The sequence below is a fragment of the Kitasatospora sp. NPDC088779 genome (assembly GCF_040685395.1).
In the GTDB taxonomy this organism is placed as follows: domain Bacteria; phylum Actinomycetota; class Actinomycetes; order Streptomycetales; family Streptomycetaceae; genus Kitasatospora.
Genome location: NZ_JBFBHW010000002.1, coordinates 90,194 through 113,381, shown reverse-complemented (window position 1 = coordinate 113,381; position 23,188 = coordinate 90,194). Strand labels below are relative to the sequence as shown.

At 73.2% G+C, this 23,188-nt stretch carries 22 protein-coding genes; 12 read left to right on the top strand and 10 right to left on the bottom strand.

Features of this window, described 5'->3' with window-relative positions; translation table 11 throughout:
• Positions 1-61 precede the first annotated feature (61 nt).
• On the top strand, positions 62-835 hold the full coding sequence (locus AB0P03_RS02085) for a peptidyl-tRNA hydrolase (RefSeq protein WP_363579420.1): 774 nt from the start codon (positions 62-64) through the stop codon (positions 833-835).
• A gap of 24 nt (positions 836-859) precedes the next feature.
• Here the strand turns inward: AB0P03_RS02085 and AB0P03_RS02080 are convergent, their stop codons facing one another.
• Positions 860-1,441, bottom strand: coding sequence for a DUF2269 domain-containing protein (locus AB0P03_RS02080; RefSeq protein ID WP_363627583.1), 582 nt, complete (start codon positions 1,439-1,441; stop codon positions 860-862).
• Between the two features lie 98 nt (positions 1,442-1,539).
• Positions 1,540-2,313 (bottom strand): SDR family NAD(P)-dependent oxidoreductase, encoded by a 774-nt coding sequence (locus AB0P03_RS02075; RefSeq protein ID WP_363627582.1) that lies wholly within the window; start codon positions 2,311-2,313, stop codon positions 1,540-1,542.
• 555 nt (positions 2,314-2,868) lie between these two features.
• Here AB0P03_RS02075 and AB0P03_RS02070 point away from each other — a divergent pair.
• From AB0P03_RS02070 to AB0P03_RS02060, 3 genes are read left to right on the top strand one after another with little or no spacing between them, the layout of a single operon-like run.
• Positions 2,869-3,609 carry a hypothetical protein gene (locus AB0P03_RS02070; protein ID WP_363627581.1) on the top strand — a complete coding sequence of 247 codons (741 nt, stop codon included), beginning with the start codon at positions 2,869-2,871 and terminating at the stop codon, positions 3,607-3,609.
• A 35-nt stretch (positions 3,610-3,644) separates the two neighbouring features.
• Positions 3,645-4,820 (top strand): sensor histidine kinase, encoded by a 1,176-nt coding sequence (locus AB0P03_RS02065; protein WP_363627580.1) that lies wholly within the window; start codon positions 3,645-3,647, stop codon positions 4,818-4,820.
• The gene (locus AB0P03_RS02060; RefSeq protein WP_363616612.1) at positions 4,820-5,482 is read left to right on the top strand and encodes a response regulator transcription factor; all 663 of its coding nucleotides are present in this window, start codon (positions 4,820-4,822) and stop codon (positions 5,480-5,482) included. The genes AB0P03_RS02065 and AB0P03_RS02060 overlap by 1 nt, the downstream gene beginning before the upstream one ends.
• 128 nt (positions 5,483-5,610) lie before the next feature.
• On the opposite strand, the gene AB0P03_RS02055 is transcribed toward AB0P03_RS02060, so the two are convergent.
• From AB0P03_RS02055 to AB0P03_RS02045, 3 genes are read right to left on the bottom strand one after another with little or no spacing between them, the layout of a single operon-like run.
• Positions 5,611-6,357, bottom strand: a complete 747-nt coding sequence (locus tag AB0P03_RS02055; protein WP_363579410.1) for a hypothetical protein — start codon at positions 6,355-6,357, stop codon at positions 5,611-5,613.
• Between the two features lie 23 nt (positions 6,358-6,380).
• Positions 6,381-7,136 carry a hypothetical protein gene (locus tag AB0P03_RS02050; RefSeq protein ID WP_363627579.1) on the bottom strand — a complete coding sequence of 252 codons (756 nt, stop codon included), beginning with the start codon at positions 7,134-7,136 and terminating at the stop codon, positions 6,381-6,383.
• Positions 7,133-8,071 carry an ATP-binding cassette domain-containing protein gene (locus tag AB0P03_RS02045; protein ID WP_363627578.1) on the bottom strand — a complete coding sequence of 313 codons (939 nt, stop codon included), beginning with the start codon at positions 8,069-8,071 and terminating at the stop codon, positions 7,133-7,135. The genes AB0P03_RS02050 and AB0P03_RS02045 overlap by 4 nt, the downstream gene beginning before the upstream one ends.
• Positions 8,072-8,250: 179 nt before the next feature.
• On the opposite strand from AB0P03_RS02045, the gene AB0P03_RS02040 reads away from it, so the two are divergent.
• Both AB0P03_RS02040 and AB0P03_RS02035 read left to right on the top strand, forming a co-directional pair.
• Complete coding sequence (locus tag AB0P03_RS02040; RefSeq protein WP_363627577.1) at positions 8,251-9,453, top strand: histidine kinase; 1,203 nt, start codon at positions 8,251-8,253, stop codon at positions 9,451-9,453.
• 44 nt (positions 9,454-9,497) lie between these two features.
• On the top strand, positions 9,498-10,157 hold the full coding sequence (locus AB0P03_RS02035; RefSeq protein WP_363579664.1) for a response regulator transcription factor: 660 nt from the start codon (positions 9,498-9,500) through the stop codon (positions 10,155-10,157).
• A gap of 80 nt (positions 10,158-10,237) precedes the next feature.
• Here the strand turns inward: AB0P03_RS02035 and AB0P03_RS02030 are convergent, their stop codons facing one another.
• From AB0P03_RS02030 to modA, 3 genes are all read right to left on the bottom strand, one after another.
• Positions 10,238-11,362, bottom strand: coding sequence for an ABC transporter ATP-binding protein (locus tag AB0P03_RS02030; protein WP_363627576.1), 1,125 nt, complete (start codon positions 11,360-11,362; stop codon positions 10,238-10,240).
• 64 nt (positions 11,363-11,426) lie between these two features.
• A complete protein-coding gene (locus AB0P03_RS02025; protein WP_350875665.1) occupies positions 11,427-12,248 on the bottom strand; it encodes an ABC transporter permease in 822 nt (273 codons plus the stop codon).
• A gap of 71 nt (positions 12,249-12,319) precedes the next feature.
• Positions 12,320-13,174 (bottom strand): molybdate ABC transporter substrate-binding protein, encoded by an 855-nt coding sequence (gene modA / locus AB0P03_RS02020; protein WP_363627575.1) that lies wholly within the window; start codon positions 13,172-13,174, stop codon positions 12,320-12,322.
• Between the two features lie 360 nt (positions 13,175-13,534).
• Here modA and AB0P03_RS02015 point away from each other — a divergent pair, with 360 nt between their 5' ends.
• Both AB0P03_RS02015 and AB0P03_RS02010 read left to right on the top strand, forming a co-directional pair.
• Positions 13,535-14,617 (top strand): RNA ligase (ATP), encoded by a 1,083-nt coding sequence (locus tag AB0P03_RS02015; protein WP_363627574.1) that lies wholly within the window; start codon positions 13,535-13,537, stop codon positions 14,615-14,617.
• Positions 14,618-14,725: 108 nt separating this feature from the next.
• On the top strand, positions 14,726-16,111 hold the full coding sequence (locus tag AB0P03_RS02010; protein ID WP_363627573.1) for a cytochrome P450: 1,386 nt from the start codon (positions 14,726-14,728) through the stop codon (positions 16,109-16,111).
• A 182-nt stretch (positions 16,112-16,293) separates the two neighbouring features.
• Here the strand turns inward: AB0P03_RS02010 and AB0P03_RS02005 are convergent, their stop codons facing one another.
• On the bottom strand, positions 16,294-16,668 hold the full coding sequence (locus AB0P03_RS02005; protein ID WP_363579397.1) for a hypothetical protein: 375 nt from the start codon (positions 16,666-16,668) through the stop codon (positions 16,294-16,296).
• A gap of 113 nt (positions 16,669-16,781) precedes the next feature.
• Between AB0P03_RS02005 and AB0P03_RS02000 the strand changes: the two genes are divergently transcribed.
• Positions 16,782-17,627 (top strand): RNA polymerase sigma factor, encoded by an 846-nt coding sequence (locus tag AB0P03_RS02000; protein WP_363627572.1) that lies wholly within the window; start codon positions 16,782-16,784, stop codon positions 17,625-17,627.
• 45 nt (positions 17,628-17,672) lie between these two features.
• Positions 17,673-18,638 carry a hypothetical protein gene (locus AB0P03_RS01995; protein ID WP_363579393.1) on the top strand — a complete coding sequence of 322 codons (966 nt, stop codon included), beginning with the start codon at positions 17,673-17,675 and terminating at the stop codon, positions 18,636-18,638.
• 160 nt (positions 18,639-18,798) lie between these two features.
• Here AB0P03_RS01995 and AB0P03_RS01990 read toward each other — a convergent pair whose 3' ends face one another.
• Positions 18,799-20,202 (bottom strand): cation:dicarboxylase symporter family transporter, encoded by a 1,404-nt coding sequence (locus AB0P03_RS01990; protein ID WP_363579391.1) that lies wholly within the window; start codon positions 20,200-20,202, stop codon positions 18,799-18,801.
• Positions 20,203-20,432: 230 nt separating this feature from the next.
• Here AB0P03_RS01990 and AB0P03_RS01985 point away from each other — a divergent pair, with 230 nt between their 5' ends.
• Both AB0P03_RS01985 and AB0P03_RS01980 read left to right on the top strand, forming a co-directional pair.
• Entirely contained in the window at positions 20,433-22,277 is a 1,845-nt protein-coding gene (locus AB0P03_RS01985) for an ATP-binding protein (protein WP_363627571.1), read from the top strand.
• Positions 22,265-23,005, top strand: a complete 741-nt coding sequence (locus tag AB0P03_RS01980; RefSeq protein ID WP_363627570.1) for a response regulator — start codon at positions 22,265-22,267, stop codon at positions 23,003-23,005. The genes AB0P03_RS01985 and AB0P03_RS01980 overlap by 13 nt, the downstream gene beginning before the upstream one ends.
• Positions 23,006-23,188: the final 183 nt, after the last annotated feature.

Genomic DNA, 23,188 nt, shown 5'->3' with positions numbered 1-23,188 from the left:
GGTCGTACGGGCTCCCGGCACCGCGTGATCACCGGGGTGGCGGGGCTGGCATGCTGGACGGGTGACTTCTCCGTTCGACACCCCTGCTCCCGATGCCGCTTCCGATTCCGCTCCGGCGCCCGTTTCCGCTGCCGACGACGCCCCGGCCCCGGCGGACCGTGACGCGCGGCCGCAGTACGTGCTGCCGCTGCTCGTCCGGCTGGAGAAGGCTACGCCGCCCGGGCGGACCGACGCGCTGGAGACCTCGGCCCGGGCGGTGCTCACCCTGCTGTCCGACTCGCGGGTGACCGACACGGACGGCGAGTGGGCGGAGCGGGTCGAGGCCTGGGAGGACGCCCGGATCCGCAAGGTGGTCCGGCGGGCCCGGGGCGGGGAGTGGCGCCGGGCGGGCGAACTGCCGGGGATCACGGTGAGCGGACGGGAGGCCGAGGTGCGGGTGTTTCCGCCGGTGCCGTTGGATGGCTGGCCGAAGGACCTCGCCAAGCTCCAGGTCTCCGGGACGGACTTGGAGGAGACCACCGAGGTCGGCGCTCCTGAGCCCGGGTTGCCGGTGCTGTGGCTCAACCCGGAGCTGGAGATGAGCGCGGGCAAGACGATGGCGCAGACCGGCCACGCCGCCCAGCTGGCCTGGTGGCGGCTGGACGAGGCGCAGCGCAAGGAGTGGGCCGAGGCCGGATTCGCGCTCGCGGTGCGGACGGCCCCGGCGGAGGCGTGGGAGGGGCTGGTCACCAGCGGTCTGCCGCTGGTCCGGGATGCGGGCTTCACCGAGATCGCGCCGGGTAGCTGCACGGTGATCGCGGACCACCCGGCATTGCGGGGGACTGCTGAGGTCTGACAGCGAGCTCGGCCCTGCCTCGGCTCACCCGCCACTGGGCCGTGAACGGGCATGGTGGCGTCCCGACGGTTTGACGACGGAGAGCACGACGTTGGCGACGTACACCGACAGCGCGACGATCGGGATGATCACCAGGTTGTAGCGGGTGAATCCGAGGTGCATGTCCGCGATGGTGCCGGTGGGGTGCTGGTCCACCAGGTGGGCCGCTTCGTGCAGCCGGGCGGTGAGTTCGAAGATCGAGGCGGCGGTGGCGGCCAGGGTGAGCCAGAACTTGACGGCAACCCAGCGGTACCTGAACAGGCGCCAGGGGGTGCCGAGCGCGAGGAGCAGTCCGGTCAGCAGGGAGAGCAGGCTCAGCGGGAAGACCAGCGCGTCGCCGAGGACCGGCATCATCCGGTAGGCGCTGCGCAGGGTCTCCGCGCTGTCCGTCAGCAGCCCTGTCGCGCCGAGTGTGAGCAGGCAGAGCATCAGGCCCAGCCAGCTGACCGAGCTGACGATGTGCACGACCACCGCGCTCTTGCGGGCAGTCGGTGAGAGGCGGAAGTTCTTGGGCTGCCGGGTGCCCGGACGGGGCGTTGCCGCGGAGGACGCGGCGGGGGTGGTCATACGGGGTCCTTCGGGAGGCGACGGGGGAGGGGGCCTGCGTCAGGCTCTCGTGGCGAGCGCCGTGGTCGCCGGCCGGTGGCTGCGGCCGGCCACCGGCGTCAGAGCATGATGCGCCCGCCGGCCACGTCGATCGTCAGGCCGGTCAGCCAGGACGACGACTCGGACGCGAGGAAGAGCGCGGCGTGAGCGACATCGGCGGGCACTCCTGCGCGGCCCAGCGGGAACTGCCTGACGATCAGCGGGAGCTTTTCGGCGGGTATACGCTCCTGCTGGCTCTCCGTCATGATCAAGGACGGAGCGAGGCAGTTGACCCGCACGCCGTACCGGCCCACCTCCTGTGCGACCTGGCGGGTGAACATCAGCACGCCTGCCTTGGCCGCCGCGTAGGAGGCGGCGGCACCGCCGGGAAGCCGCCCGGCGGTGGACGCCATGGTGATGATCGAACCGCCGCCGCGCTCGATCATGCCGGGCAGGAAGGTCTGCACGGCCAGGAAGGTGGTGGTCAGGTTCAGGTCGACCACCGAGTGCCAGTGCTCCAGGCTCATCTGCTCGATCGGCACCGGGTCGCCGCCTCCGCCGACGAACGCGCAGAGCACTTCGATCGGACCGACGGACTGCTCGGCCTGTGCACGCAGCCGCACGAGGTCGGCGGGATCGGTGCAGTCGGCCGTCATCGCGACCGCCGTTCCGCCTGCCGCGCGGATCTCGCCGACCGTCCGGTCGACGGCACTCCGGTCGCGGCCGACGACGGCTGCCTTGACACCGTTGGCGGCCAGGGCCTTTGCCGTCTCGGCTCCGATGCCCCGGGAACCTCCGGTGACGAGGGCGGCCTTGCCCGCGAGATCGGGATAGGTGGGCAGTGGCGTGGTCATCAGTGTGGCTCCGTGGATTCTCGGTTGACGGTGAATCGGCCGACGGGCGGCGTGGTCTCGTCAGACATGGGAGGGGACCGTGGCGTCATCGGCTTCGGCCGGGCGTCGCGCCGGGTTGAGGGCGCCGGCCTGGCGGCCGGCGCGTCGCCCCGGACTGATCCGCCGATGCGGGCACCTGCCGCCCGTGCCGACCCCAGGAATCCTCGTCGCCGCGCCTGCACGCCGTCGTCGTCCGAGCGGCGACCGTCGGGATACTCCTGCTGACGTAGCGTCGCGTCCCGGTGGTACGACGCTGGGAGGAGGCCGAAGTGCCAGTCTCAGACCAGCTGCTGACACGACACAAGGACAATGCTCTCTTGGTGGCCGAGCCCTTGGTGCGACCCACGGCCGAAGCGCCAGGCCTGTGTGAGGGCGGCCGGTGATCCGGTACCTCCGCGGGCGTACGGCGGAAGCCTTCCTCCGGAGGACGCCCCGGCGCGGCCGGCGCGGTGAACTGAACCGCGCCGGACGTGGGCCTTCCAGCCGGCGCCGTCCCTTGCCTGGAGGCTGTCGACCTTGTCGTCCTTCACCTCGCCCCGCCGGTCGTCCGCGGGAGCGCTCAGCGGCATCCTGTACGTGCTCCTCTTCGTGGCCAGCCTCGTCATCAGCGGCATCACCGCGCCCTCCGGGCCGTTCGCCACCCCGTACTCCAGTGACGACGTGGTGCGGAAGTACCTGCTCGCCGATCCGGCGGCGCTGCACCGCTCGCTTCAGGTGGGAGCCCTGTTCCAACTGCTCTCGGCACTGGCGCTGCTGGCGTTCGTCCCCTGGCTCACAGAGTTCGTGGGCCGCTACGGCACCCCGGTGCGGGCGGGTGTGGTCCGGGCGGCGGGCAGTGCGTCCGGGGTCCTGCTGGTGCTGTCCGCGAGCGCGGGTTGGGTCCTGTCGCTGCTGGGCACCGCCGCGGACCTGTCGGTGTCCCGCGCCCTCATGGACCTCGCCTTCATCACCGGCGCTGCGCCCGCGATCGGTACGCTCGGCGTGGTCCTGTGGCAGGTGTCGCGCACCGCGCTGGTGAGCCGGGCGCTGCCCGCCTGGGTGGCCTGGTCCGGACTGGCCCTGTCCGCCGCGAGCACGTTGTCTCTGCTCTCGCTGGTCGCCGAGCCGGCCACGCTGCTGATCCCGGTCGGACGTTACGTCGGCTTCCTCTGGTTCGTCGCGGTGAGCCTGACGCTGTGGCGTCGGGACGGCGGCACCCCCTCCACGGGCCAGTCGCGTACTACGGCGGGAGTAGCTGCGCCCGCACCCGCGAGCTGATGCCCGGGTGTGGCGCGCCGCACTAGCCTTCCGGCATGAACGAGTTGCGCCCGTCGTGGAAGCCGCCGTGGAACCGGTCCGGCCGGGCGGGCCTGCCCGTGCTCTCGTCGCTGGCCGTCGCCTGCTTCCAGGTGGCGGGCACGGTCGGCGCAGGGCACCGGCAGCCCGACCGCGTCCAGCTCGACGCCCTCGGCTACGCGCTGCTCCTGCTCGGCCCCGCCGCGCTGCTGCTGCGCCGCCGCCACCCGGCGGCGGTCATGGTCGGCACCACAGCGGTCACCATCGGCTACCTGCTCGCCGGGTACCCGTACGGCCCGGTCTTCGTCAGTCTTGGTGTGGCGTTCTTCGTCGCGGTCCAGTGCGGGCGACGGCGGGCGGCCTGGGCCTGCGGCGGCGCCTTCTACGTCGGTCAGCTGCTGATGAGCTACGCGGTTCCGCACGACTGGCTGCGGGCCAAGAGCTGGCAGGCCAACGCCTGGCAGGAGTTGGGCGTCACGGCGGTGCTGCTGCTCATCGCGACCGGTGCGGAACTGGCCCGGACCCGCCGCGAGCAGTCCGCCGCCGCCAGAGCCGCCGCGGAGGAGGCGCAGCGGCGCCGCGTCGACGAGGAGCGGCTGCGGATGGCCCGCGAGCTGCACGACATCCTGGCGCACAGCATCTCGTTGATCCACGTCCAGGCCGGGGTGGCGCTGGAACTCATCGACACCCGCCCGGAACAGGCCAGAAGCGCCCTGGCGACGATCAAGGCCGCCAGCAAGGAGGCCCTGGGCGAGGTCCGGCAGGTCCTCGGCACGCTGCGCGGACCGGGGGCCACCGCGCCGCGCACTCCCGCCCCCGGCCTGGACCGGCTGGACGAACTGGTCGACCAGGCCGGCCGGGCAGGCCTGACCGTCAGCGTCCGTTCCGAGGGCATCCCCGGGGAGGTCCCGGCCGCCGTCCAGCGGGCCGCCTTCCGGATCGTCCAGGAAGCCCTGACCAATGTGATCCGCCACTCCGCCGCCCGGACGGCCACCGTGCTGCTCTCCCGGACGGCCGACGGCCTCACCGTGCGGATCGACGACCCGGGCCCGGTGGGCGGCGGCGACGCGGGCGGCTCGGGAGCCGGACTGATCGGGATGCGGGAGCGGGTCGCCGCCTTCGGGGGCACCCTGGAGGCGGGCCCGTACGACGCGGGATTCCGAGTCCGGGCCCGCTTGACGAGGGGTGACTGATGATCAGGGTGCTGCTGGTGGATGACCAGATGCTGGTCCGGGCCGGTTTCCGGGCGTTGCTCGACGCCCAGCTCGACGTCGAGGTGGTCGGCGAGGCCGACGACGGCGAGCAGGCCCTGCGTCTCGCCGTCGAGCTGCGTCCCGACGTGGTGCTGATGGACATCCGGATGCCCCGCCTCGACGGCCTGGAGGCCACCCGGCGGATCGGGGCCGACCCGGAGCTCGGCGGGGTGCGGGTGGTCGTACTGACCACCTTCGAGCTCGACGAGTACGTCTTCGAGGCGCTGAGGTCCGGCGCGGCAGGGTTCCTCGTCAAGGACGCCGAGCCGGCCGAACTGCTCCGGGCGGTCCGGGTCGCCGCCGCAGGCGACGCGCTGCTCTCGCCGGGCGTCACCCGGCGCCTGATCGGAGAGTTCGCCGCCCGCTCGAAGGAGCCGCGGGCGGTCGGCCTTGAGATGCTCACCGAACGCGAACGCGAGGTGCTTGCCCTGGTCGGGCTCGGGCTCTCCAACGAGGACATCGCCCGCCGCCTGGTGGTCAGCCCGCTGACCGCCAAGACGCATGTCAGCCGCGCCATGGTCAAGCTCGGCGCCCGCGACCGTGCCCAACTGGTCGTCCTCGCCTACGAGTCTGGCCTGGTCCGCCCTGGCTGGCTCGGGTGACGAGTGACAGATGGCAGCGAACAGATAACAGCAAACAGATAACAGATTTCGAAATCTGTTATCTGTTATCTGTTCGCTGTTTGTTGTCATCGGCCACCGGCCCGCCGCCCGCCGCCCGCCGTCGGGCGCTACTCGCCGGAAGCCTGGTGCCGCCGGATCGCCCGCAGCCCGCCGTAGGCGGCTGCGGCCGTCCAGAGGGCCATGATCAGCAGTCCGGTCCAGTGGCCGTAGTGGATGCCGGCCTCGGTCCGGGTGTGCATCGCGTACAGGCCGGCCCGGTCGGGCAGGAACTGGCCGACCTCGCGGACGCCGGGGATGGCCGCCAGCCAGGTGGTGCCGAGGAACACCATCGGGCCGAGCAGGCCGAGCGCGGCGCTGAAGTTGCCCAGCATCGTGGTCAGTCCGAGGCAGAGCAGTACCAGCAGCGGGTGGTAGAGCACGCCGGCCACGAAGCTGCGGGCCAGGCCGGGGGTTGACCAGTCCAATCCGACGGTGGCGTCGACGGCCAGGAACGAGCCCGCCGTCGACGCCAGCCCGAGCAGCAGGCCCAGCCCGGCTCCGAGCGTGAGCTTGGCGCCGTACAGCCGAGCGCGCCGGGGGACGGCGATGAACGAGGTGCTGATCATGCGGGTGTTGAACTCCTGGCCGATCAGCAGGATCCCGAGGCAGGCCACGGCCACGTGCCCGAAGAGCAGCCCGTAGTAGATCCCGTTGGCCGGGTCAGTGCCGGGGGCCACGGTCTTGGGGTCGGAGGCGGCGCTGACGGCCGCAGTGACCCCGACGGTCAGGACCAGGGCGACCAGCGGGGCCGCCCACTGGGAGGGCAGGGTGGTGAACTTGATCCGTTCGGCGCGCAGGGCGTGGGCCGCGCTCATGGTCATCTTCCCTTCGTTCGTGGTCACTTGGCGCGCCGCAGGGCGAGCAGGCCGCCGTAGGCCGCGGCGCCGGCCCACAGGGCCATGATCAGCAGTCCGGTCCAGTGCCCGTACGAGACCTGCGGGTCGTCGGCGTAGTGCATCGCGTACTGGCCGGCCCGGTCGGGCAGGAACTGGGCCACCTGCCGCACCCCGGCCACGCCGCCGAGCAGCGGCGAGAGCAGGAAGAAGACCGGGACCAGCAGTCCCATGGCGGCGGTGAGGTTGCCGAGCAGCGCGGTCGCGCCGAGGCAGAACACCACCAGCAGCACCGGGTAGAGCACGCCGGCGGTGGCGCTGCGGACGAAGGCGGGGCCGTCCCAGTCGCCGGGGACGGTGGCCGCGTACCCGGCGAAGGCGCCCGCCGTGCCCGCCGCGCCGACGCCGAGGCCGACCAGCGCGCCGAGCGTGAGCTTGGCGCCGTACAGCCGTCCGCGCCGGGGGACGGCGGTCAGCGAGACGTCGATCATGCGGGTGTTGAACTCCTGGCCGATCAGCAGGACCGCGAAGCAGACCAGCGCGGCCTGGCCGAAGTTGAGCCCGTAGAAGACGCCCACGCCGGGGTCGTCGGTGAGGTTGTGCTCCGAGCCGCCGAGGGCCGCACCGATCGCCGTGGTGGTGCCCACGGTGAGCGCGAAGGCGAGCAGCGGGGTGATCCAGAGCGAGTGGAGGGTGGTGAGCTTGATCCGCTCGGCGTCGAAGGCGCAGAGGTGGTGCCGGAGAGTTGAGTTGGAGCTCATGCGGTGGCCTCGGCGCGGTACTCGACGCTGTCGGCGGTCATCCGCATGAACGCTTCCTCCAGCGAGTCCTGTTGGACCGCGATCTCGTACAGGACCACGCCGTGTGCGGCGGCGAGCGCGGCGATCTGCTCGGGTTCGGCGCCGGTCACCTCCCAGGCGCCGTCGTCGACCTCGGTCGCGGTGAGGTTGCCGGCGGTGTCCGACTGCCGGAGCAGGTCGCCGCCGAACAGGGCGGCGAGCTTGGCCGAGTTGACGGCCCGGACGCGGATCCTGGTCCGGCCGTGCTGGTCGATGAACTCGGCGGTGGCGGCGTCCGCGAGCAGCCGACCACGGCCGATGACCACCAAGTGGTCGGCGGTGAGCGCCATTTCGGTCATCAGGTGGGACGACACCAGCACCGACCTGCCCTCGGCGGCCAGTTCGCGCAACAGGGTGCGGATCCAGCGGATGCCCTCCGGGTCGAGACCGTTGACCGGTTCATCCAGCAGCAGCACCGGCGGGTCGCCGAGCAGCGCGGCGGCCACCCCGAGGCGCTGGCGCATACCGAGGGAGAAGCCGCGGATCCGCCGTCCGGCGGCGTCCGTCAGGCCGACCTGGGCGAGCACCTCGTCCACCCGGCGCGGCGCCAGGCCGTTGCTCGCCGCGAGCCAGCGCAGGTGGCCGGCGGCGGTGCGGCCGCCGTGCAGGGCGTGGGCGTCCAGCAGGGCGCCCACCTGCCGTAGCGGCTGGGCGAGTTCGGCGTACCGGCGGCCGCCGACCAGGGCGCTACCGGCGGTGGGGCGGTCCAGGCCGAGGATCAGGCGCATGGTGGTGCTCTTGCCGGCGCCGTTCGGGCCGAGGAAGCCCGTCACCAGGCCGGGCCGGACCTCGAAGGACAGGTCGTCGACGACGCGCCGACCGTCGTACTCCTTGGTGAGGCCCTGGATCTCGATCACGGCCGCGCTCCCCTCTCGGTGCTCCGGTGCCGGGTCGTCCGGCTGGTGGTCACATTCGACCGGAGCGGGCCGTACCGGCGGATCCCGCCGGGGTCGGGAGCCGCCTCCCTCCCGGGAGGGAGACGGCGGCAGGCCGGCGGGGGAGCCCGGGCCGACCGCTGAGCTGGCAGGATGGTGGAATGCCCAGGATCCTCGCGCCGCTGCTGGCCGGCGCCACGTACGCGCGCCTGCTGCATCTGCTGGTCGGGTGGATCTTCGTGGGCGTCGTCCTGATGATCTACCCGGGGACGTACCACAAGAGCCTGGGCGAGATCGTGGTCGCCGGCGCCGCGGTGGACACCGCCCTGCTCGCCCTGGTCGCCCTCGTCCCCGCGACGCGGCGCGCCGAGGGGGTGCAGGCGCGACTGCTGCTGCTGCCCGACCGCGAGGAGGACATCGCCGCCGAGTCCTCCCGCACCTGGGCGGACCGGCGGCGCACCGCCGGCTGGCTGATCGGGCGGGTCGTGCTCGGCTCGGTGGTCGGGTTCGCGACGGCCTTCGGCCTCACCAGCGGCTACGACCTGCTGACCGGACCGGACTCGTTCTGGTACCTCCCGCTCGCCCCGGTGCTGGTGATCGGCTACGGCTGGCTGGTGGTGTCCGCCGGGCGCCTCCAACTCGCCATGGCTGTAAGGCTTCTGGGGCCATCCCCGGCGGAGCGGCTGGCGGAGGCGGAGCTGCGCGCCGAACGGCTGCTGGAACGCAACAGGTTGGCCCGCGAGCTGCACGACTCCATCGGCCACGCACTGACGGTGACGGTCCTTCAGGCGGGTGCCGCGCGGGAAGTCGGGGACCAGGTGTTCACCGCCAAGGCGCTCGAAGTCATCGAGGAGACCGGCCGCCGGGCCATGGAGGACCTCGAACGCACCCTCGTCCTGCTCCGCGAGACGCCGGAGGGCGCGGCCGGCAACGGAACGGCCACCGAACAGCCCGGTGTCGACCAGTTGCCCGCACTGTTCGACACCGCCCGGTCGGCCGGGAGCCCGGTCGAGGCGCGGATCGAGGTGTCGGCGGGCGCGCTGCCCGGGGTGCTCTCCCGCGAGTCCTACCGGATCGTCCAGGAGGGTGTCACCAACGCGCTCAAGTACGCGCCCGGCGAGCCGGTCAGCGTCCGGATCGCCCTTCAGGGAGGGCAGTTGGAGCTGCGCTGCGCCAATCGCCCGGCGGTCGGCGGCGTTCCGGCGCGCCTCCCGGGCGGCGCGGCGGGCAAGGGCGGCAAGGGGCTGCGCGGCATCCGGGAGCGCGCCACGCTGCTCGGCGGGGAGGCCACCGCCGGGGTTTCGGGCGACGGGAGCGGGGAGTGGGTGCTCGCCGTCCGGTTGCCCCTACGCTTGGGCTCGTGACGAACGATCTTGTGGGCGACGGACCGTCGAGGGGCTCCGCCGGGATGATCGACATCCTGCTCGCCGACGACGAGGAGCTGGTCCGGGCCGGGATGCGGGCCGTCCTGGAGGCGCAGGGGGACCTACGGGTGGTCGGTGAGGCCGCCGACGGCGCCGACGCGGTGGCGCTGGCCCGCACGCTGCGCCCACACGTCGTCCTGATGGACGTCCGGATGCCGGTGCTGGACGGCCTGGCGGCCACCCGCGAGCTCCTGCGCCCCGGCGCGCCGGGGGACCAGCCGCCGAAGATCCTGGTCGTCACCACCTTCGAGAACGACGACTACGTCTACCAGGCGCTGCGCGCGGGCGCCGATGGCTTCCTGCTGAAGCGCTCCCGAGCGGCCGAGATCGCGCACGCGGTACGGCTGGTGGCGGCGGGCGAGTCACTGCTGTTCCCGGCCACGATCCGCCGCCTCGCGGCCGGCCACGGCAATCCCGCCGCCCGCGCGACCATGGAGCGGGCGGCACTGACCGAGCGCGAGGCGGAGGTGCTGCGGCTGGTCGCGCGCGGCCTCAGCAACGGGGAGATCGCCGAGCTGCTGTTCCTCGGCGTGCAGACGGTGAAGACCCACGTCAGCAGTGTGCTGGCGAAGCTCGGGGCGCGGGACCGCACCCAGGCGGTGATCGCCGCGTACGAGTCGGGCTTCGTCGAGCCGTCGGAGTAGCGCAGAGCGCAGCGGGCAGGAGCTCGGCGGGGACGCGGGCGGCCCGGCGCGGCCCGGCCCGGCCCGGCGCGGTGTCGGGGTCAGGCCGGGTACGCGTGGGTCTGGGTGGCTTTGACGGAGGCCCAGACCTCGGATCCGGGCGCCAGCCCCAGCTCGGCGACGGCGGCCGGGGTGAGGTCGGCGGCCATCGGGAGTTCGCCCGCGAGGTCGGCGCGCACCTGGTCGCCGTGCAGGTCCAGGCCGGTGACCTCGGCCTTCCACACGTTGCGCGCGCTGGACTGGGGCCGTTCGCGGTGCAGGGTCACGGCGGACGGCGGGAAGGCGACGAAGGCCGGGCCGGACAGCTCCTCGGTGGTGGCCAGGACTGTGCCGGCCGTGAGCGTGACCTGGTGGCCGTCGGCCACGCCCTGGTACAGGTTCAGTCCGACCAGGCGCGCGATGTAGTCGGTGCGCGGCCGCCGGGCGACCTCCGCCGGGCTGCCGGACTGCACCTCGTGCCCGCTCTCGATCACCACCAGCCGATCGGCGAGTACCATCGCGTCCAGCGGGTCGTGCGTCACCAGCACCGCCACGGCCTCGAACTCGGCCAGATGGCGCCGCAGTTGGGCGCGTACGTCGAGCCGGGTGCGGGCGTCCAGAGCGGCCAGTGGCTCGTCCAGCAGCAGCAGCCGGGGGCGGACGGCCAGCGCCCGGGCCAGCGCCACCCGCTGGGCCTGGCCGCCGGAGAGGCTGCCGGGTCGTACGGAGGCGTGGTCGGCCAGGCCCATCCGCTCCAGCCAACCGGCCGCCTCGGCCCGGGCGGCACGCTTGGGGCGGCCCTGGCAGCGCGGGCCGAAGGCGACGTTGTCGAGCGCGCTGAGGTGCGGGAAGAGCAGGTAGTCCTGGAACACCACACCGACGGGACGCTCCTCGGCGGGGGTGTGCACGCGCTGCCCGGGCTCCTCCAACAGGCGTCCGTCCAGGCGCAGGTGGCCGCCGGTGAGCGGGAGCAGCCCGGCGAGGGCGCGCAGGGCGGTGGACTTGCCGGCGCCGTTCGGGCCGAGCAGCGCGATCACCTCGCCGGGTGCGGCGGTGAGGGCGAGGTCGAGGGTGAACGCGGCGCGCTCCACCCGCAGCCGGGCGTCGAGGGCGGGTGCAGGTGCAGCCGCGGCGGCCGTGGAGGCGGGGTCGGCCGAGTCGGTGGGGTCGGTGGGGGAAGTGCTCATCGGGGCGGCGTCCAGGGGGTCGGGGCAGCGGTGGCCGGGCTCCGGCCCGGGGCTCGCGGGGCCGTCACGGGGTCGACATCCAGCGGTCGCGCAGGCCGACCAGGACCGCGACGGAGACCACCAGCAGGACCAGCGACAGCGCGATCGCCGCCTCGGGGTCCGATTCCATGGCGAGGTAGACGGCCAGTGGCATGGTCTGGGTGCGGCCCGGGAAGTTGCCCGCGAAGGTGATCGTGGCGCCGAACTCGCCGAGCGCCCGGGCCCAGGCGAGGACCGCCCCGGCGGCGATCCCCGGGGCGATCAGCGGCAGGGTCACCCGGCGGAACGCCGTCAGCCGGGAGGCGCCCAGGGTCGCGGCCGCCTCTTCGTAGCGGGGGTCGGCGGCGCGCAGCGCACCCTCCACGCTGATCACCAGGAACGGCATCGCCACGAACGCCTCGGCGATGACCACTCCGGTCGTGGTGAACGGCAGCGTGATGCCGAAGGCCGAGTCCAGCCAGGAACCGACGATGCCGCGCCGTCCGAGGACCAGCAGCAGTGCCACGCCGCCGACCACCGGCGGCAGCACCAGCGGCAGGGTGACCAGGGCCCGGATCACCCGTCGGCCCGGCAGCTCGGTGCGGGCGAGCAGCCAGGCCAGCGGGACGCCGAGGACCAGCGAGACCGCCGTGGCCGCTGTCGCGCAGATCAGCGACAGACGCAGGGCGTCCCAGACGGCGGCGCTGGTGAGCTGCTCGGACAGGCCGCTCCAGGGCGCCCGGACGAGCAGGCCGACCAGCGGCAGGATCAGGAACGCCAGCCCGAGCAGCGCCGGGAGCAGCAGCGTGACCGGGACGCGGTGGGTGCGCCGGCGCCGGCGTGGCAGGGCTTTCGCCGTTCCTGCCACGCCGGGCCCGGTGCCGGTGGCGCGCTCGGTGGTGCGCCCGGTGTCGGTGGTGCGCTTGGTGGTGCGGTCGCTCACGGCGCCTGGAAGCCCGCCGCGGTGAGCACCTGCTTGGCCTCGGGCGACTGGATGTACGCGACGAAGGCGGCGGCGCCGTCCTTGTTCGGGGCCTTGGCCAGGGCGGCGATCGGGTAGTCGTTCACGGCCTTGTCTGCCTCGGGGAAGTCCACGCTGTCGATCTTCCCAGCGTCCGCCTTCACGTCGGTCTTGTACACGAGCGAGGCGTCGACCTCGCCGAGCTCGACCTTGGTCAGCGCGCCCTTGACGTCCTGCTCCAGGGTGACCGGGGTGAGGTTGACGTTGGCGGCCTTGAGCGCGGTCAGGGCGGCGGCGCCGCACGGCACCTCCTTTGCGCACAGCGCGACCTTCACACCGGAGGCGGTGAGGTCGTTCAGGCCCGCGACGTGCTTGGGGTTGCCCTTGGGCACGGCGATGGTGAGCGTGTTCTTGACGAAGGTCTTCGGGTCGCCGCTCGCGCCGCCCGCGTCGGTCACGGTCTTCATGGTGGCCGGACTGGCGGCGGCGAACACGTCCGCCGGGGCGCCCGAGTTGATGCTGGTGGCGAGGCTGGAGCTGCCGCCGAAGTTGAACTTGACCTTGGCGCCCGGGTTCGCGGCCTCGAACTTCTTGCCGAGGTCGGTGAACGTCTCCTTGAGCGAGGCGGCGGCGAAGACGGTGATGTCGCCGGTGGCCTTCGGGACGCTGCCGCCACCGGCCGCCGACGAGGCCGAGGAGCCCGCCGTCGAAGCGGCCGAGGAGCTGCCGGACTTGCCACCGCCGTCGCTGCCGCAGGCGGTGGCCCCGAGGCTGAGGACGAGGGCCGCCGCGGCGGCGACGGCGAGTCTGCGGGTGGTCGTACGGGTGCTCATCGGGGCTTCCCCTCCAGGGCGCGCGCCGGAAGGGGCGCGGAGTGAGGCCGCAGGTGCGGCCATTACGGTGATCATAGTGCCGCAAATGCGAGTGATAAGTCCTCTGTCGCTTCGCACAGGCGGGGTGTGGCGGCGCTCTCCGCCCGGCTGTGCGAAGGCTCAAACGTGCACGGACGGCGCCGGAGCGGGAGTGCTGCGGGGGTCGGCGTGATGGCCTGCGTGAGGGCCGGCGTGAGCGTGGTGCCGGGGAAATTACGTCGCGCAGGGGGCGGCCGGGCGGACAGAGTGGGGGCGATTCGTACGGCAGTCCGTACACGCCACCCGGGCCGAACGGCCCAGAAGAGGAGGAGGGGTCCGTCCATGTCCACGTTGCGCGTCACCGCGGAGAAGCTGGTCGTCCTGGAGCACCCGAACGCCGACGCACTGGAGCTCGCGCAGGTCGGCCTCTACCGGGCGGTGGTCGCCAAGGGCAGGTACCGGACCGGCGACTACGCCATCTACATCCCCGAACAGTCGGTCCTCCCGGTGGAGTTGATCGAGGAGCTGGGCCTGACGGGCAAGCTGGCCGGCAGCAAGTCCGACCGGGTGAGGGCCGTCCGGCTGCGCGGTGAGCTGTCCCAGGGCATCGTCTGCCTGCCGGCCGCGCTCGCCGGCACCGACCTGGCGGACGCCGCCGGGCGCGGCGAGGACTTCGCCGAGCTGCTCGGAGTCGTCAAGTGGCAGCCCCCGGTACCGACCTCCATGAGCGGCGACGTGCTGAGCGCGCCCGACCTGCTGCCCTGGGTGGACATCGAGAACCTCAAGCGCTACCCCGACGTCTTCGAGCCCGGCGAGCCCGTGGTGCTGACCGAGAAGCTGCACGGCAGCTGCTGCCTGATGACGTACACCGCCGCCACCGGCGAGGTCCGGGTGTCGTCCAAGGGCATCGGGGCGCAGGGGCTCTCACTGGTCGAGGACGAGCGCAACCTGTACTGGCGGGCCGTGCGCGCGTACGACCTCCCCGCCGTGGCGGCCCGACTGGCCGAGCGGCTGGGCGCCGAGCGGGTCGGCGTCTTCGGCGAGGTCTTCGGCGCCGGTGTGCAGGACCTGACGTACGGAGCCTCCGGCCGTGCCGAACTGCCCGGCTACGCCGTGTTCGACGTGTCGGCCGTGGTGGACGGGCAGCTGAGGTGGTACTCCGCCGCCGAACTGCTCGACGGCGAACTGCTCGACGGCGAACTGCCGCTGGTGCCCGAACTGTGGCGGGGGCCGTTCGACCCGGAGACCGTGCTGGCCTTCGCCCAGGGCAAGGAGACCGTCTCCGGGCGTGAACTCCACCTGCGCGAAGGCGTGGTGGTCCGGCCGGTGACCGAGCGCTGGAGCCCGGTGGTGGGCGGACGGGCGATCGCCAAGGTGGTCGGTGACGCCTACCTGACGCGCAGGGGCGGCACCGAGTACGAGTGATCCCCGCCCCGTCGCGCCCTCTCGCGCCCTCCCCCGCGCTTTCACGCCTTCCGCAGCTGATGGATCGTCAGCTAGGTTGGTGGGTCGCCTGCGGAGAATGGAGTGCCGATGACCGCCGCCACCGCCCTCATCCCCGGGCCGGCCGGAAACCCCCTGGTCGGGTCGTTGTTCGACCTCACCCGCCGCCCGCTGCGCACCTACCTCGCCGCCCGCCGCGACCACGGGGACGTGGTCCGGTTCCGGGTCGGGCCGCCCGGGCTGCGGGTCGAGTTCTACGGGGTGTTCTCCCCGGAGGGCGTCCAGCAGGTGCTGGGCGGTGAGGCGGCCAACTTCCGCAAGGAGAACGCCTTCTACGACGAGTTGCGGACCAGCGTCGGTAACGGCCTGCTGACCAGCCAGGACGGCGACTACCAGTGCCAGCGCCGGCTGGTCCAGCCGCTGTTCACCCGCCGCCGGGTGGACGGCTACGCGGGCGCCGTCGCCCGGGAGGCGCGGGCGCTCACCGAGCGGTGGAACGCGATCCCGGTCGGGGTCGTGGACGCGGCGGAGGAGATGTCCCGGTTCGCGCTGCGAGCCGTCGCCCGGATCCTGTTCGGCGCGGACGTCGAGGAGGCGGTGGCGGTGGTGGACCGCAGCTTCCCGGTGCTCGGTGAGTACGTCTGGGACCGGGGCTTCGCGGCGATCCGCATCCCGCGCACCTGGCCGACCCCCTCGAACCGGCGCGGCGCCGAGGCCCAGCGCGCCCTGTACGCGGTCTGCGACCGGATCATCGCCGAGCGGGCCGCGCGCGGCGGCCTGGACGAGGACGCGGACGACCTGCTCACACTGCTCGGACGGGCCCGTGGCGAGGACGGGGAGCAACTCGACCCGGCCGAACTCCGGGACCAGGTACTTGTGTTCCTGCTCGCCGGGCACGAGACCACGGCCACCTCGCTGGCCTTCGCGCTGCACCTGCTCGCCAAGCACCCCGAGCAGCGGAAGCTCGCCCAGCAGGAGGCGCAGACCGTGCTGGCCGGCCGGGAGCCGACCGCGGCGGACCTGGAGTCGCTGCCGTACATCACCCGGGTGCTGAAGGAGGCGATGCGGCTCTACCCGGCGGCGGCCCTGGTCGGGCGGCGGGCGGTCGCCGAGACGGTCATCGACGGGTACGTGATTCCGGCGGGTGCCCAGGTCGTCGTCTCGCCACTGGTCACCCACCGGCACCCGGCGCACTGGCCGGACCCGGAACGCTTCGACCCCGACCGCTTCCTGCCCGAGCAGGAGAAGGACCGGCACCGCTACGCCTGGTACCCGTTCGGTGGTGGTCCGCGGGCGTGCATCGGGCAGCACTTCGCGATGCTGGAATCGGTGCTGAGCCTGGGCGTGCTGCTGCGGGACTTCGAGATGGAGGCGGTGGACGAGCGGGTGGCGCTCGCCCAGGGCATCACGCTCCGCGCGGCGAGCCCGATGCGGATCCGGGTGACGGCGCGGGGAGCCGCAGGGCTCGCCGGGTAACGGCTGACAGCGTTCAGATTTCAGATGACAGAGGATGAAATCTGTTATCTGTCATCTGTTTGTCGTTATCTGTTCGCTGCCTCTCCGGGTGTGTGGCCGGCCGGCGCCCACCGGGGGGTGCGGGTGCGCGGCGGGGGCGCCGCCCCGGCGGGACAGCGCCCCCGATCGGCTCTGCCGGTGCCTCAGCCCCGGCTCTGGAACACGATCCTGGTCCAGGTGGAGCCCGGGCAGTTGCCCCAGACGTCCCAGGCCTGGGATCGGGCGCCGATCCACAGGCCGGTGGTGCTCGTGCCGTTGGCACAGTAGGTGATGGTGCGCAACTCGCCCGAGTAGACGTTGCAGTAGCCCTCCCAGCGCCACCCGTAGTTCGCGGTGATGACGCAGTGGTAGGAGGCGGCGGCCACCTCGGGCGAGGCTCCGATGGCATTGGCGGTGATGGTCTGGTCGGCGACGGTGGGCGCGGCGGCGGCGGGCAGGGTGGTGGTCCCGAGCACGCCGAGGGTGGCCGCGGCGGCGGCCCCGAACGTGGCGATCTTCCTGGCGATGCGACCTCGCATGGCGGTTTCTCCTCGCTCAGCGGTACGGATCGGGCGGTGTGTCCCCGGCCGTCCAGATCCACGGGGTGGGTGAATTCCGGCTTCCCGTCCGGCCGATGACGTATTGCGCACGAATGACTGCGTACAGTGAGACGACGGCCTATGATGTGAGCTGTGTCACAACCTTTTCTTTGGGTTGTGACCTGCCCAACTGGGCTTTCGGAGTGCCGATTTCCGGGGAGAGCGGCATGGCGGAATGCGGCGGTAGGTGTGGTGGCGGACGCGGGGGCGGCGGTGGGAAGGACTTCGGTCCGAGGCCTGCCGATCGTCAATCGGACGATTTCAACCGGGTGTTCACGGAAATGCTGCCGAGGCTCCACCGGGCGGCCGCGTCGCTCACCGGCGGGCTCGCCGCCGGGGACGTGGTGCATGACGCGTATCTGCGGATCGCCCGCAGGCCGGAGCGGTTCCTGAGCCATCCGCAGCCCTACGCCTACGTGTTCACCACGATGGCGAACATCCTGCGCGACCAGTGGCGCCGGGAGCGGCGGAGGGTCGTGCTGCCCGATCCGTGCGAGACGGCCGAGCGGGAGCGGGACCGGCCGCCGGTCGAGTCGCCGTCGGGCGGGATGGCCGAGCTGCAGGCGCGCTGGGAGGTGCTCCGACTGCTGGGCTGCCTGACGGCGAAGCAGGCCCGCGTGGTGGTGCTGGTGGACCTCGACGGCTACACCGTCGACGAGGCCGCCGAACTGCTGGGCCTGCATCGCAGCACGCTGGCCGTCACCCGTCGCCGCGCCCACGGGAGGCTGCGCGCGGTCCTCGCGCGGGAGCGGGAACATGAGCGGGAGGGCGAGCGGGACCATCGGCCGGGGCCCGCCCTCGAAGCGGCGCCCGGCGCGGGGTCCGCTGCGGGGTCCGCTGCGGGGCCCGGTGCAGGCCCTGGGGCGGCGCCCGAAGCGGCACCCGACGCACCGAGCTGACGCCAAGTCAGCTGATGCGCCGCCCCGGCCCGTACGCTGAAAATCGTGATCACGTACGAGGACCACCGCCTCCGCGCCCTGGCTGACGACGGCCGCTGGCCCGAACTGCTGACCGCCTACCGGCAGGGTCGGGCGGCAGCCGTGGAGCGCGCCGGGGAGGAGCCCGCGGCGGCGCTGACCGCGCCGCTCGGCCACCTGATCGCCTACTCGGCGCCGCCGGAGCTGGCCGTCCGGCTGTTCGACCGGGACGGCGGCCCGGGGACGGTCGCCGGGGTCGCCGACCATGACGCCGGTCCGCTCTGGGAGGTGCTGGCGACCCGGCATTCCTGGCTGCGGCTGGCCCCGCTGCTCGTCCCGGCCCCGGTGCGCCGACTGGTCGCGCAGACCCGGGTGCTGCTCGGCGAGGACCTCTCGTACGGGGCCGAACCCGACCCGGAGGGCGTGCCGCTGCTGCTGGCGCCGTGGGAGGCGGCCGGATGGGACGAGGGGGCGCGGGTGCGCCAGTACCTGCCCTGCGGGGGCGCGCGCAGTGCGCTGCTGACCCTGCCGGCCAGCCGGGAGGGTCTGGGTGACGTGACGCTGCCCGCATCGGGCGTACGGCTGGGCGGGCAGCGGGCGACCCGGGCGCTGGCCGCACTGGCGGACTGGGCGGAGGTGGTCTGCGTCCGGGGCCCGGCGCCGCAGGCGGCCGCCCAACTGGCCCGTAGTTCCCGGGTCACCGGCGGGTACCTGCCGTTCGCGCTGGTCTATCCGGCGCTGGTACAGGCCGCCGTCGTGGACCGCGGACGGGGCTCGGCGCACGGACGGCTGGCGCTCTGGCGGGCGCTGGTCGAGATGGCCGGCGCGAAGGGTACGGACGGGTCGGACCGGGCGGAGGTCGACGCGCTGGTGGCCCGGATGCGCTGCTTCATCTGGCACGAGCCGACCGCCGGGCTGCGCCATCTGCACGTCGCGCTGGAGGACCCGGCCTGTGGCCTGGCCTGGGCGGTGAGCGGCTCCGAGGACCTGTGAGGACCTCCGAGGACCTGCGAGGACCTGTGGGGACCCGCGAGAACCGGTGAGGACCGGTGAGGGCCTGTGGCGAAGGCCCGTCGGACATGCGGAACCCCCGGTCCGGCGCCGTTTCCGGGGGAGGTGGTGGCGCCGGACCGGGGGCGTATGAGGGGGCCGCTCAGGCGGCCGCGGCCGCGCCGCTCTGGACGGGGACGGCTTCCGGAGTCGCCGGGACGGCCTCGGGGGCCTCGACCGGCCCGCCGTGCGCGTCGACCAGGGTCCGCTCGTCGAACGGCTCCTCGCCGGCCAGCACCCGCTGGGCGCGGTCCGCGTCGAGTTCGCCGGTCCAGTGCCCGATCAGGACGGTCGCGACGGCGTTGCCCGCGAAGTTGGTGAGCGCACGGGCCTCGGACATGAAGCGGTCGATGCCGACGATCAGGCCGACCCCGTCCACCAGCGCGGGCTTGTGCGACTGCAGTCCGCCGGCCAGGGTGGCCAGCCCGGCGCCGGTGACCCCGGCCGCACCCTTGCTCGCGATCACCATGAACACCAGCAGCGAGAGCTGCTCGCCGATCGACATCGGCTTGTCCATCGCCTCGGAGATGAAGATCGACGACATGGTGAGGTAGATCGCGGTGCCGTCGAGGTTGAAGCTGTAGCCGGTCGGCACGGTGATGCCGACGACCGGGCGGCTCACGCCGAGGTGCTCCATCTTGGCGATCAGGCGGGGCAGCGCGCTCTCGGAGGAGGAGGTGGAGAGGATCAGCAGGAACTCGCGGCCCAGGTAGCGCAGCAGGGCGAACACGTTGACCCCGGCGACCAGTCGCAGCAGCGCGCCCAGGACGACGACGACGAACAGCACGCAGGTCGCGTAGAAGCCGATCATGATGACCGCGAGGCTCTTCAGCGCGGCCGTGCCGGTCGCCCCGACGACGGCGGCCATCGCCCCGAAGGCGCCGATCGGCGCGACCCACATGATCATCGACATGACCCGGAAGACCAGCCGCTGCACGTGCTCGATCCCGCGCAGCACCGGGGCACCGGCCGGGCCCATCGCCTGGAGGGCGAAGCCGGCGAGCAGTGCGACCAGCAGGGTCTGCAGCACCTTGCCCTCGGTGAGGGCCGAGAACGTGGTGGTGGGGATCATCCCGAGCAGGAAGTCGGTCGTCGACTGGGCGCCGCCGGCGACGGCCTGGGCGTGGCCGGACTTCGCGAGCGCGGCGGTCAGGTGCAGGCCGCCGCCGGGCTCCAGCAGGTTGCCGATGGCCAGGCCGATGGCCAGCGCGACGGTCGACATGACGAGGAAGTAGCCGAGGGCGAGGCCGCCGACCTTGCCGACCTTGGCGGCCTTGGTCACCGAGCCGATGCCCAGCACGATGGTGCAGAAGATCACCGGGCTGATCATCATCTTGATCAGGTTGACGAATCCGGTGCCGACCGGCTTCAACTCCACGGCGAAGCCGGGGGCGGCCAGCCCGACCGCGATGCCCGCGACCACGGCGGCGATGACGGCGAGGTAGAGGTAGTGGGTCCGGTCCCTGCGTCTGGATCCCCCCGCCGGTGCGGCTCCATCGATCGACATCTGCGGCTCCTTCGCCGTGCGGTCCTGGCGGCCCCGGGTGGTGGGCCGCTCTGACTATCGGGCCTGGGCGTGACGGAGGTCACGTTTGCGTTCATAGAGTTCACGGCCGGGTGCCGCTGGGCCGTGGGGTGCGACGGGGCTGGGGGGCGTTCGTCGACAGGTCGTCGGCAGGCCGCCGACCTGTCGCGGGCCCCTGGGGGACCCCGGGAGTGTGGTGCACACTGGCAGGCATGTCCGTGCGCACCGCCCCCACGCCCTCGCGCCGACGGCTCCCGGCACCCCGCGGGCTGGTCCGCAGCCTGGCTGGGCAGCTCTTCGTCGTCCAGGTGGTCATCGTCGCCGCCGTGGTGGCGGGCGGTGCGGTGCTCGCATACCTCTTCACCGCCGACCGGGCCGAGGACGCGGCCCGCCGTCAGGTCACCGCTGTCGCCCACGCCGTCGCCGACTCGCCCTCCGTGCGGGCCGCCGTCACCACGCCGGACCCGACCGCGGTGCTCCAGCCGTACGTCGAGCAGGTGCGGGTGGACACCGGCGTCTCCTTCATCACCGTCATGGACACCGAGGGCGTGCGCTGGACCCACCCGCTGCCCGAGCAGATCGGCAAGCGCTTCCTCGGACACATCGACTGGGCACTCGCGGGGGAGACCCGCAGCGAGACGTACACCGGCACGCTCGGGCCGTCCGTGCGGGTGGTGACGCCGGTGTTGGACGACCGGCACCAGGTGATCGCGCTGGTCAGCGCGGGCCTCACGGTGGAATCCATCTCCGCGCAGTTGAGCGGCCCGCTGCTCGCCCTGGTCGGGGTGGCGGTGGCCGCGCTCGGGGTCGGCGGTGTGGGCACCTACCTCGCCAACTCCCGGCTGCGGCGGCACACCCACGGCATGGGGCCGGCCGAACTCAGCCACCTCTACGAATACCACCAGGCGACCCTGCGCTCGGTGCGCGAGGGGCTGGTCCTGCTGGACCGCGCGCACCGGGTGGTGCTCTGCAACGACGCGGCCCGTGAACTGCTCGGACTGGGCGGCAACTTGGAGGGCCGCCTGATCGTGGAGCTGGGGCTGCCGCAGGCGCTGGTCGCGGCCGTGCTCGGCGACGAGCCGGTCCGGGACGAGGTGCACCTGACCGCCGAGCGGGTGGTGGTGCTCAACACCTCCACCATCGGCACCGGCCTCGGCCGGGTCGTCACCCTGCGCGACCACACCGAACTCCAGTCGCTCAGTGGAGAGTTGGACTCCGTACGGGGCTTCACCGAGGCCCTCGGGGCGCAGGCGCACGAGGCGGCCAACCGGCTGCACGCCGTCGTCTCGCTGATCGAACTCGGCCGCCACGAACAGGCGGTGGAGTTCGCCACCGCCGAGCTCGCGCTCGCCCAGCAGCTCACCGACCGGGTGGTCGCGGCGGTCGGCGAACCAGTACTGGCCGCGCTGCTGCTCGGCAAGGCGGCCCAAGCGGCCGAACGGGGAGTGGAGTTGACCCTCACCGACGACAGTCGGATCGACGACGGGCTGCTGCCGCCCGGGCTCTCCGCGCGGGACCTGATCACCGTCCTCGGCAACTTGATCGACAACGCCGTGGACGCCGCCATCGCCGGAGCCGCGCAGAGCGCGGTGCCGCCGGAGGTCACCGTCACCGTGCGGATCGATGGCGGTGGCGTGGGTGGCGTGGGGGGCGGCGACGCGGCTCCGGGTGGCGGCGATTGCCTGCTGCTGCGCGTCGCCGACACCGGGGCGGGGATCGACCCGACCGCCGTCGAGGACGTGTTCCGGCGCGGCTGGAGCACCAAGCAGGACGTGCGCGGGCACGGTCTCGGGCTGGCACTGGTGTCCCAGGCCGCCCGGCGCAACGGCGGCAGCGTCGAGGTCGGGCGCGACCGGGGTGCGGTGCTCACCGTCCGGCTGCCGCTCGCCGGGCTGCCGGCACGATCCGGTGAGCGGCAGCCGGGGCAACTCGGGAGCCCGGAGCAACTTGGCCAGCCGGGCCAGCCGGGGCAGCCAGGCCAGCCGGGGCAGCCGGGCCAGCCAGGCCAGCCGGGGCAGCCGGGCCGACGGGAAGGGGTGTCGCGATGGCCGAGGTGACCGCCGGGCCGGGGATCTCCGTGCTGGTCGTCGAGGACGACCCCGTGGCCGCCGCCGCGCACACCCTCTACGTCGAGCGCGAACCCGGCTTCCACGCCGCCGGGACGGTGCACAGCTGCGCCGACGCGCTGCGCTTCCTGGACCGCGCCCGCGCTGCCGGGAGGCCCGTCGACCTGACCCTGCTCGACCTCTACCTGCCGGACGGCCACGGCCTCCACCTATGCCGCTCGCTGCGTGCCGCCGGCCACACCACCGACGTCATCGCGGTGACCTCGGCCCGCGACCTGGCGATGGTGCGGCAGGCCGTGTCGGCGGGCGTGGTCCAGTACCTGCTGAAACCGTTCAGCGCCGCCGCCCTGCACGACCGCCTGGAACGCTACGCCCGCTACCGCGACAGCCTCGGGCGCACCGGCGAGGCGACCGGGCAGGACGAGGTCGACCAGGCGTTCGCCCTGCTCCGCACGCCCGAGCGCAGCAGCCTCCCCAAGGGGTTGAGCGCGCCCACCCTGGACACCGTCGCCGCCGTACTGCGCGAGACGGCGACGGGTCTGTCCGCCGCCGCCGCGGGCGTCGCCGCCGGGGTCTCCCGGATCACCGCGCGCCGCTACCTCGAACACCTCGTCGACACCGGGCGGGCGGTGCGGGAACCGCAGTACGGGAGCGTGGGGCGGCCGGAGCTCTGCTACCGGTGGAAGGGTGGCGGGGCGGCTCCGGGTCGGCGGGGGTGAGGGCCGTGACCTTTTCGCCGGTGGCTCGTTGGCAGGACCGGGGGCGGTTCACTCACTCGGGTGGTTCTGGGGGTCCCTGGGGTATCCCGCCAGGTCAGGGGCGGTAAAGTTAGGCTTACCTAACTTCTTCTGGGGGTTTGCCTTGTCGCTCGCCGCCGTTCCCGCCCAGGTTCCGGCCTCCTC

What these genes read in the sequence shown, in the direction of transcription:
- AB0P03_RS02080 (WP_363627583.1), bottom strand. Translation starts at nt 1,441, where the DNA reads ATGACCACCCCCGCCGCGTCCTCCGCGGCAACGCCCCGTCCGGGCACC.
- AB0P03_RS02075 (WP_363627582.1), bottom strand. Translation starts at nt 2,313, where the DNA reads ATGACCACGCCACTGCCCACCTATCCCGATCTCGCGGGCAAGGCCGCC.
- AB0P03_RS02065 (WP_363627580.1), top strand. Translation starts at nt 3,645, where the DNA reads ATGAACGAGTTGCGCCCGTCGTGGAAGCCGCCGTGGAACCGGTCCGGC.
- AB0P03_RS02060 (WP_363616612.1), top strand. Translation starts at nt 4,820, where the DNA reads ATGATCAGGGTGCTGCTGGTGGATGACCAGATGCTGGTCCGGGCCGGT.
- AB0P03_RS02055 (WP_363579410.1), bottom strand. Translation starts at nt 6,357, where the DNA reads ATGAGCGCGGCCCACGCCCTGCGCGCCGAACGGATCAAGTTCACCACC.
- AB0P03_RS02050 (WP_363627579.1), bottom strand. Translation starts at nt 7,136, where the DNA reads ATGAGCTCCAACTCAACTCTCCGGCACCACCTCTGCGCCTTCGACGCC.
- AB0P03_RS02040 (WP_363627577.1), top strand. Translation starts at nt 8,251, where the DNA reads ATGCCCAGGATCCTCGCGCCGCTGCTGGCCGGCGCCACGTACGCGCGC.
- AB0P03_RS02035 (WP_363579664.1), top strand. Translation starts at nt 9,498, where the DNA reads ATGATCGACATCCTGCTCGCCGACGACGAGGAGCTGGTCCGGGCCGGG.
- AB0P03_RS02030 (WP_363627576.1), bottom strand. Translation starts at nt 11,362, where the DNA reads ATGAGCACTTCCCCCACCGACCCCACCGACTCGGCCGACCCCGCCTCC.
- modA (WP_363627575.1), bottom strand. Translation starts at nt 13,174, where the DNA reads ATGAGCACCCGTACGACCACCCGCAGACTCGCCGTCGCCGCCGCGGCG.
- AB0P03_RS02015 (WP_363627574.1), top strand. Translation starts at nt 13,535, where the DNA reads ATGTCCACGTTGCGCGTCACCGCGGAGAAGCTGGTCGTCCTGGAGCAC.
- AB0P03_RS02010 (WP_363627573.1), top strand. Translation starts at nt 14,726, where the DNA reads ATGACCGCCGCCACCGCCCTCATCCCCGGGCCGGCCGGAAACCCCCTG.
- AB0P03_RS02005 (WP_363579397.1), bottom strand. Translation starts at nt 16,668, where the DNA reads ATGCGAGGTCGCATCGCCAGGAAGATCGCCACGTTCGGGGCCGCCGCC.
- AB0P03_RS02000 (WP_363627572.1), top strand. Translation starts at nt 16,782, where the DNA reads ATGACTGCGTACAGTGAGACGACGGCCTATGATGTGAGCTGTGTCACA.
- AB0P03_RS01990 (WP_363579391.1), bottom strand. Translation starts at nt 20,202, where the DNA reads ATGTCGATCGATGGAGCCGCACCGGCGGGGGGATCCAGACGCAGGGAC.
- AB0P03_RS01985 (WP_363627571.1), top strand. Translation starts at nt 20,433, where the DNA reads ATGTCCGTGCGCACCGCCCCCACGCCCTCGCGCCGACGGCTCCCGGCA.
- AB0P03_RS01980 (WP_363627570.1), top strand. Translation starts at nt 22,265, where the DNA reads ATGGCCGAGGTGACCGCCGGGCCGGGGATCTCCGTGCTGGTCGTCGAG.